Origin of the sequence: Streptomyces niphimycinicus (genome assembly GCF_018883605.1) — a bacterium.
GTDB lineage: Bacteria > Actinomycetota > Actinomycetes > Streptomycetales > Streptomycetaceae > Streptomyces > Streptomyces niphimycinicus.
In genome coordinates this window covers 1-7,123 of sequence record NZ_JAHLEM010000539.1, presented here as the reverse complement: position 1 = coordinate 7,123, position 7,123 = coordinate 1, and the positions used below count along the sequence as shown (strand labels likewise).

The following is a 7,123-nucleotide window of genomic DNA, read 5'->3' as shown; positions in this document are numbered from 1 at the left end:
TCCAGCGTCGTCTTGGCGCTCTTCTTCAGCAGCTCGGTGGCTTCCTCGGGCGTCTTGGCCGAGCCGCTGGACGAGGACGACACATACTGCGACCAGGTCGACTGATAGGTCATCCAGCCGTCCCGCACGGCGAGGATCACATAGGCGCCGGTGTTGGAGCTGCTGCTGTTGTGCTGCTTCACCACATACGCCTCGTCGCCCAGCCCGCTGACCGGGCTCACCTCGTAGCTGTAGCTGGACGTCTTCTGGTCCTCGTACGACCGGTACTGGGCCTCGAACTCCGGCCCGGGGTTGGTCTTCTTGTGCAGCGACGCCGTGGTGTAGAGCCAGACCGAGGAGTAGTCGCTGCTGCTCGAGCCGCTCGGCTCGAAGTCGATATTGCAGGTCATCGAGTCCAGCGCGGCGTTCTCCGAGCTGCTGTGCTGCGGGTTCGAGGTCGATGCCGTTGACGACCCGCTCTCGCCCTTCTGCTGGTACCCGGCGTCCTTGAAGGGCTGGATATCCGTCGGGGTGCACAGATTGGTCCGATAGCGGTAGCCCGCGAGATCGGCCTTCGTCCCGTCCTCGAACCCTCCCGTGGCGAACAGCACCCCGGCCCAGACCGCCGAGGCGACGACGGCCCCGCCCAGCCCCCACAGCCAGCCCTTGCCGCCGCCTCCGCCTCCGGAGCCCGTGGCCGGCGCCCCGGGCGGCATGCCCATCGGCCCGTACCCGCCACCGCCCAGGGGGATGGACGGCATCGTCGGCTGGGCGTACGCGTACGGAGAGTGCTGGGGCGGCTGGGGCTGGGGCGGCACCTGACCATACGGGCCGGGCGGCGGCGCGCTCGGCGGCGGCCCCTGCGGTGATCCCTGGGGCCCCTGCGACAGAATCTCCGGCGGGCTCTGCTGCCCACTCTGCGGTGAGCTCTGCGGCGGGCTCTGCGGCGGGTTCTGCGGCGGACTCTGCGGCGGAGTCTGCTGAGGTGGCTGAGGGGCTTGGGGCGGCTGCGGCGGGCCGTACGGATTGGGTGTTTCCCCCGGTGTCGACATGACGTGAACATACCCGAATCAAGGGCGAAAGCCCCGCGCTGCCCTTGGGGAAAGGACAGGCGCGGGGCCTTCGTGTCGATCGTGTGCGCCGCACCCGCGTGGCGAACGCAGGCCGCGTGCGGCGCGGTGCCGCTGAGAGAGCTGAACAAGCTCTCGGCTGCCGGTCGGAGCGGGTGAGAGGGACCGCTGTGCCCAAACCGGCGGCGGGGTGGGGCGGTGTGCCCCGGAAGGGTCAGCCTTCGAGATCGGCCGGGAGGGTGTCAGCCCTTGAGGCCGGCGACCTGCTGGGCGATCGCCGACTTCTTGTTGGCGGCGTTGTTCTTGTGCAGAACACCCTTGCTGACGGCCTTGTCGAGCTTGCGCGCGGCGGCGCGGGCGGCTTCGGTGGCCTTCTCGGCGTCACCGGCGGCCACGGCCTCGCGGGTGCGGCGGATGGCGGTCTTCAGCTCGGACTTGACCGCCTTGTTGCGCTGGCGCGCCTTCTCGTTCGTCTTGTTCCGCTTGATCTGGGACTTGATGTTCGCCACGTAGAAAGCCTTCGCAGGTTCGTTGGGTTTCGCTTGCTTCGGTGTGCGTCCGCGCCCGCGGAGGTGTCCATGAGAGTCCATGGAGCTGTCCGTCAGCGAGGGGCATGAGACACAGTCGGCCAGGTTACCAGCAGGGTGCATGGCGTCCCAAACCCCGGAAGAGGTCGCCATTCATGGGACCATGGACGGGACTGACCCATTCCCATAACACCGCGTCCCGCCTAGACACAGGACCCTGCGTGCCCGCGACCCCTACCAATGTGCCGGAGCCTAGCCGTACCGATCCGGCTCTGATCCGTAACTTCTGCATCATCGCGCACATCGACCACGGCAAGTCGACGCTCGCCGACCGCATGCTCCAGCTCACCGGTGTGGTTGATCAGCGGCAGATGCGCTCGCAGTACCTCGACCGCATGGACATCGAGCGCGAGCGCGGCATCACGATCAAGTCCCAGGCGGTCCGGCTGCCCTGGGCGCCGACGAAGGACGAGGGCGGCAAGCCGGCCACCCATATCCTGAACATGATCGACACCCCCGGCCATGTGGACTTCACCTATGAGGTCTCGCGCTCCCTCGCCGCCTGCGAGGGCTGCATTCTGCTGGTCGACGCGGCCCAGGGCATCGAGGCCCAGACCCTCGCCAACCTCTATCTGGCGATGGAGAACGACCTCACGATCATCCCGGTCCTCAACAAGATCGACCTGCCCGCCGCCCAGCCCGAGAAGTACGCCGCCGAGCTGGCGCATCTCATCGGCTGCGACACCTCCGACGTGCTCAAGGTCTCCGCGAAGACCGGCGAGGGCGTGGCCGAGCTGCTGGACCGGGTCGTCGAGCTGGTTCCGTCCCCGGTGGGCGTCTATGACGCCCCCGCCCGGGCGATGATCTTCGACTCCGTCTATGACGCCTACCGGGGCGTGGTGACCTATGTGAAGGTCGTCGACGGCACGCTCAGCAAGCGTGAGCGGATCAAGATGATGTCCACCGGCGCCGCCCATGAGCTGCTGGAGATCGGCACCAACTCCCCGGAGATGACCCCCGCCGACGGGCTGTCCGTGGGCGAGGTGGGCTATCTGATCACCGGTGTGAAGGATGTCCGCCAGTCCAAGGTCGGGGACACGATCACCCAGGTCACCCGCGGTGCGCAGGAGGCTCTGGGCGGTTACAAGGACCCGAAGCCGATGGTGTTCTCGGGGCTGTATCCGCTGGACGGCTCCGACTACCCGGAGCTGCGCGAGGCCCTGGACAAGCTCCAGCTCAACGATGCCGCGCTGGTCTACGAACCGGAGACCTCGGCCGCGCTCGGCTTCGGCTTCCGCGTCGGCTTCCTCGGGCTGCTGCACCTGGAGGTCATCCGTGAGCGCCTGGAGCGCGAATTCAATCTCGACCTGATCGCCACCGCACCCAATGTGGTCTACCGGGTGGAGATGGAGGACGGCAGCGAGCACACGGTGACCAACCCGAGCGAGTTCCCGGTCGGCAAGATCGACACGGTGCATGAGCCGGTCGTCCGGGGCACGATCCTCGCCCCGAGCGAGTTCATCGGCGCGATCATGGAGCTGTGCCAGAACCGCCGCGGGGTGCTGCTCGGCATGGACTATCTCTCCGAGGACCGGGTCGAGATCCGTTACACCCTGCCGCTGGCCGAGGTCGTCTTCGACTTCTTCGACCAGCTCAAGTCCAAGACCCGCGGCTATGCCTCGCTCGACTACGAGCCCACCGGTGAGCAGACCTCGGACCTGGTCAAGGTCGACATCCTGCTGCACGGCGACAAGGTGGACGCGTTCTCGGCGATCACCCACAAGGACAAGGCGTACGCGTACGGCGTCCGGCTGGTCGCCAAGCTGCGCGAGCTCATCCCGCGGCAGAACTTCGAGGTGCCCATCCAGGCGGCCATCGGCTCCCGGGTCATCGCCCGTGAGACGGTCCGTGCCATCCGTAAGGACGTCCTCGCCAAGTGCTACGGCGGTGACATCTCCCGTAAGCGGAAGCTGCTGGAGAAGCAGAAGGAAGGCAAGAAGCGGATGAAGATGGTCGGCAACGTGGAGGTCCCGCAGGAAGCCTTCATCGCGGTGCTGTCCTCCGACTCCGACGGTAAGGACGCCAAGGCGAAGAAGTAGACGCCAAGGCGAAGAAGTAGCAGATGCCCCGGGCGGACGCGCCGCCCTGGCGAAGGTGAGGGCGGAGCCCCGGCGACGGTGGCGCGGAGCTCACGGAACGAGTGTGGTCAGCGGGCCTGGCGTGATGGATGCGCCGGGCCTGCTGTGTGCGGGGGAACCTCTTGGGCATCTCGTGAGAACAACGTGACGCTCACCCCTTACGCGGTAAGGATTCGGCCCCTACCCTGATCACCACTCGAAGGTTACTCGCGAGTCACCAAGCAATGAGGCGGGCCCCGGAGGATGCCGTGACCGACACACAGATCTTGCTCGAGAACCGGCCGCCGTCCTTGGCGACGCACTTCCTCCAGCGCGTCGAGGCGACGCCGGACGGGGAGGCATACCGCTATCCGGTGCCTCCCGCCTCGGGCACCGGCCCCGCCGACTGGCGGCCGCTGACCTGGCGGGAAAGCGCGGATCGGGTCTTCGCCATCGCCGCCGGGCTGATCGAACTGGGCATCCGCCCCGAGGAGCGGGTGGCGCTGGCCTCCTCGACCCGCGTCGAGTGGATCCTGGCCGACCTCGGCGTGCTGTGCGCGGGCGCGGCCACCACCACGGTCTACCCGACCACCAACGCCGACGAGACCTCCTTCATCCTCTCCGACTCCGGCAGCCGGGTGCTGATCGCCGAGGACGCGACCCAGCTCGCCAAGGTGCGGGCGCAGCGCGATGAACTCCCCGAGCTGGCCCATGTGGTGGTGATCGAGGCCGGGGACGCGGTCCCCGCCGAGGACGACCCCGAGGGCTGGGTGCTCTCGCTCGCCGAGCTGGAGAAGCGGGGCGCGGCCCGACTGGAGCGCGAGCCGGGCGCCGTGCGGGAGCGGATGGACGCCCTGCGCGGCGATCAGCTTGCGACGCTCATCTACACCTCCGGTACCACCGGGCGCCCCAAGGGCGTACGGCTGGCGCATGACTCCTGGTCGTACATGGCCATTGTGATCGGCAATCGGGACGGGCTGCTCTACCCGGACGATGTGCAGTACCTGTGGCTGCCGCTCGCGCATGTCTTCGGCAAGGTGCTGACGGCAGGGCAGATCTACGTCGGCCACACCACGGCGGTGGACGGCCGGGTCGACAAGATCATCGAGAATCTGCCGGTGGTCCGGCCGACCTATATGTGCGCCGTGCCGCGGATCTTCGAGAAGGTCTACAACGGGGTGGCCCAGCGGGCGCGCGAGGGCGGCGGGGCCAAGTACAAGATCTTCCAGTGGGCGGCCGAGATCTCCCGGGATTACGCCAGGACCTCGCAGGACTCCTTCCGCCGCACCGGCACCGCCTCCGTGCCGTTCGGCCTCAAGGCCCAGCACGCGGTGGCCGACAAGCTGGTCTACGGCAAGCTGCGCGAGGCGTTCGGCGGGCGGCTGCGGGCCGCGGTGTCCGGCTCGGCCGCGCTCGCGCCCGACATCGGCTACTTCTTCGCGGGCGCCGGGATCAACATCCTGGAGGGCTACGGCCTGACCGAGTCCAGCGCCGCCAGTTTCCTCAACCCGGCGGACTACCGCACGGGCACGGTCGGCAAGGCGTTCCCCGGCCTGGAGGTGCGGTTCGCCGACGACGGCGAGGTGCTGCTGCGCGGACCCGGCATCATGCAGGGCTACCACGGGCTGCCGGAGCTGACCGAGCAGGTGCTGGAGTCCGACGGCTGGTTCCACACCGGAGACATCGGGGAGCTGTCCCCCGACGGCTATCTGCGGATCACCGACCGCAAGAAGGACCTGATCAAGACCTCGGGCGGCAAGTACGTCGCCCCGGCGGAGGTCGAGGGCCAGTTCAAGGCGGTGTGCCCGTTCGTCTCCAACATCCTGGTGCACGGCGCCGACCGTAATTACTGCACCGCGCTGATCGCCCTCGATGAGCCGACGATCATGAAGTGGGCGGCCGAGCACGGCCTCGGGGGCAAGTCCTACGCGGAGGTCGTGGCCACCGATGAGACACGGAAGCTGATCGAGAGCTATGTGCTCCGGCTCAACGAGGGGCTTCAGCGCTGGCAGACGATCAAGAAGTTCCGGCTGCTGCCGCGCGATCTCGACGTGGAACACGGGGAGTTGACGCCCAGTCTGAAGCTGAAGCGGCCGGTGGTCGAGCGTGAGTACAAGGCTCTGATCGAGGACATGTACGCGGGAACGCGAGAGGTTTAACGGGCAAGGATACGACCCCGCACCGGATTTCAGGTTGACCGGCCCGCCGGACACATGAATTTTCCCCTTATCGGGGTTCACTTGCGTAACCCGGTGCATATGAGGGCGGTCCGTCTGTCACTCTGTCCGTGCCGGATACGGTTACGGATACGGCGTTATGACGGAGCTTCTTCAGGAGCCGCGCAGTGGGGACGTCATCTTCTGCCACTTCTGGTGGGTCGGTTGAGGGCGGTGGGGTTGTTCTACCGGTCGGGGGTGGCGTTGGCCCCGTTCGTACCAGTGCCTCGGCACGCGTCAGCCTGCCCGGCACTCCGCTCGCGGCCTCGGCCGCCCGCCGGTTCGTCCGCGCCGCCCTCGCCGACTGGGCCGCGCTCGAGGTCCCGGCCGCCGACCGGGTCACCGACCGGGTCGCGGACGAGGCCATACTGCTGGTGAGCGAGCTGGTCACCAACGCGGTGGTGCACGCCGGCACCGCCGTCGAGGTGAGCTGTGCGCTCGATGTGTCGGACCGCGAGGGCGAACCGCCGTCCCTGGTCGTGGAGGTGACCGACCACCATCCCACCCGGGTGGTGCGCGGCGATCCGCCGGATCCGGACGAGCGGCCCGAGTACGCCGGTGGCCACGGGCTGCGGCTGGTGGCCGAGATCGCCGAGTCCTGGGGGACGACCTACCGGCGGGCGACCAAGTCGGTGTGGTTCCAGATGGCGGTGGCGCCCACGGGCGCGGCCACCGCGGGCGCGGGCGGCATGGGCTCGGCCTTCATGGACGCCTTGGACGCCACGGCCGCCATGGACCCGGCGAGCGGCACCGTGGCCGAGCCCGAGGGCGGGTTCGGTCCGGGGGCCGTCCGCGAGGGCCTGGGCCCCGTCCCCGAGGGTGCGGGAGTCGTCTGTGAAGGCCGTAAGGAGGCCGTCGAGATCGTCGCGCCCGCGCCGGGCCGCGCCCCCGTCCGCCTCGACCCCGACTGGATCCAGCGCGGCGCGCTCTCCTTCCTCGCCGAGGCGTCCGACCTGCTGGCCGGGCAGTTCGACGAGGACATGGTGACCTCGCTGGCCGGACAGTTGCTGGTGCCCCGGCTCGCCGACTGGTGCGCGATCTGGCTCGACTCCACGAGCGGCCCGCCCCGGCTGGCCCGGGTCTGGCACGCCGGCGAGGGGCGCATCGAGGGCCTGCGGCGGGTGCTGGAGAAGGAGCCGCCCCAGGTGCCCGCCGCCGTCCGCGGCAGCGCCGTGGAGTGGCCCTGGCCGGCCGACCCCGCCGCGTACGGGCCC

General features: G+C 68.8%; 5 protein-coding genes. 3 read left to right on the top strand and 2 right to left on the bottom strand.

Translation table 11 applies throughout. From position 1 onward, the window contains the following. Together KN815_RS35480 and rpsT are read right to left on the bottom strand one after the other, a co-directional pair. A partial coding sequence (locus KN815_RS35480; protein ID WP_253209435.1) for a hypothetical protein occupies positions 1-797 on the bottom strand: 797 nt, incomplete at its 3' end. Positions 798-1,291: 494 nt separating this feature from the next. Beyond that, positions 1,292-1,558 (bottom strand): 30S ribosomal protein S20, encoded by a 267-nt coding sequence (gene rpsT / locus KN815_RS35475; RefSeq protein ID WP_059147918.1) that lies wholly within the window; start codon positions 1,556-1,558, stop codon positions 1,292-1,294. Positions 1,559-1,797: 239 nt separating this feature from the next. Here rpsT and lepA point away from each other — a divergent pair, with 239 nt between their 5' ends. The 3 genes from lepA to KN815_RS35460 form a co-directional block, all read left to right on the top strand. Then, positions 1,798-3,675: a translation elongation factor 4 gene (gene lepA, locus KN815_RS35470; RefSeq protein WP_216345956.1), complete on the top strand. Its 1,878-nt coding sequence runs from the start codon at positions 1,798-1,800 to the stop codon at positions 3,673-3,675. A 287-nt stretch (positions 3,676-3,962) separates the two neighbouring features. After that, the gene (locus tag KN815_RS35465; RefSeq protein ID WP_216345955.1) at positions 3,963-5,852 is read left to right on the top strand and encodes an AMP-dependent synthetase/ligase; all 1,890 of its coding nucleotides are present in this window, start codon (positions 3,963-3,965) and stop codon (positions 5,850-5,852) included. A gap of 185 nt (positions 5,853-6,037) precedes the next feature. Further along, a partial coding sequence (locus KN815_RS35460; protein WP_216345954.1) for an ATP-binding protein occupies positions 6,038-7,123 on the top strand: 1,086 nt, incomplete at its 3' end.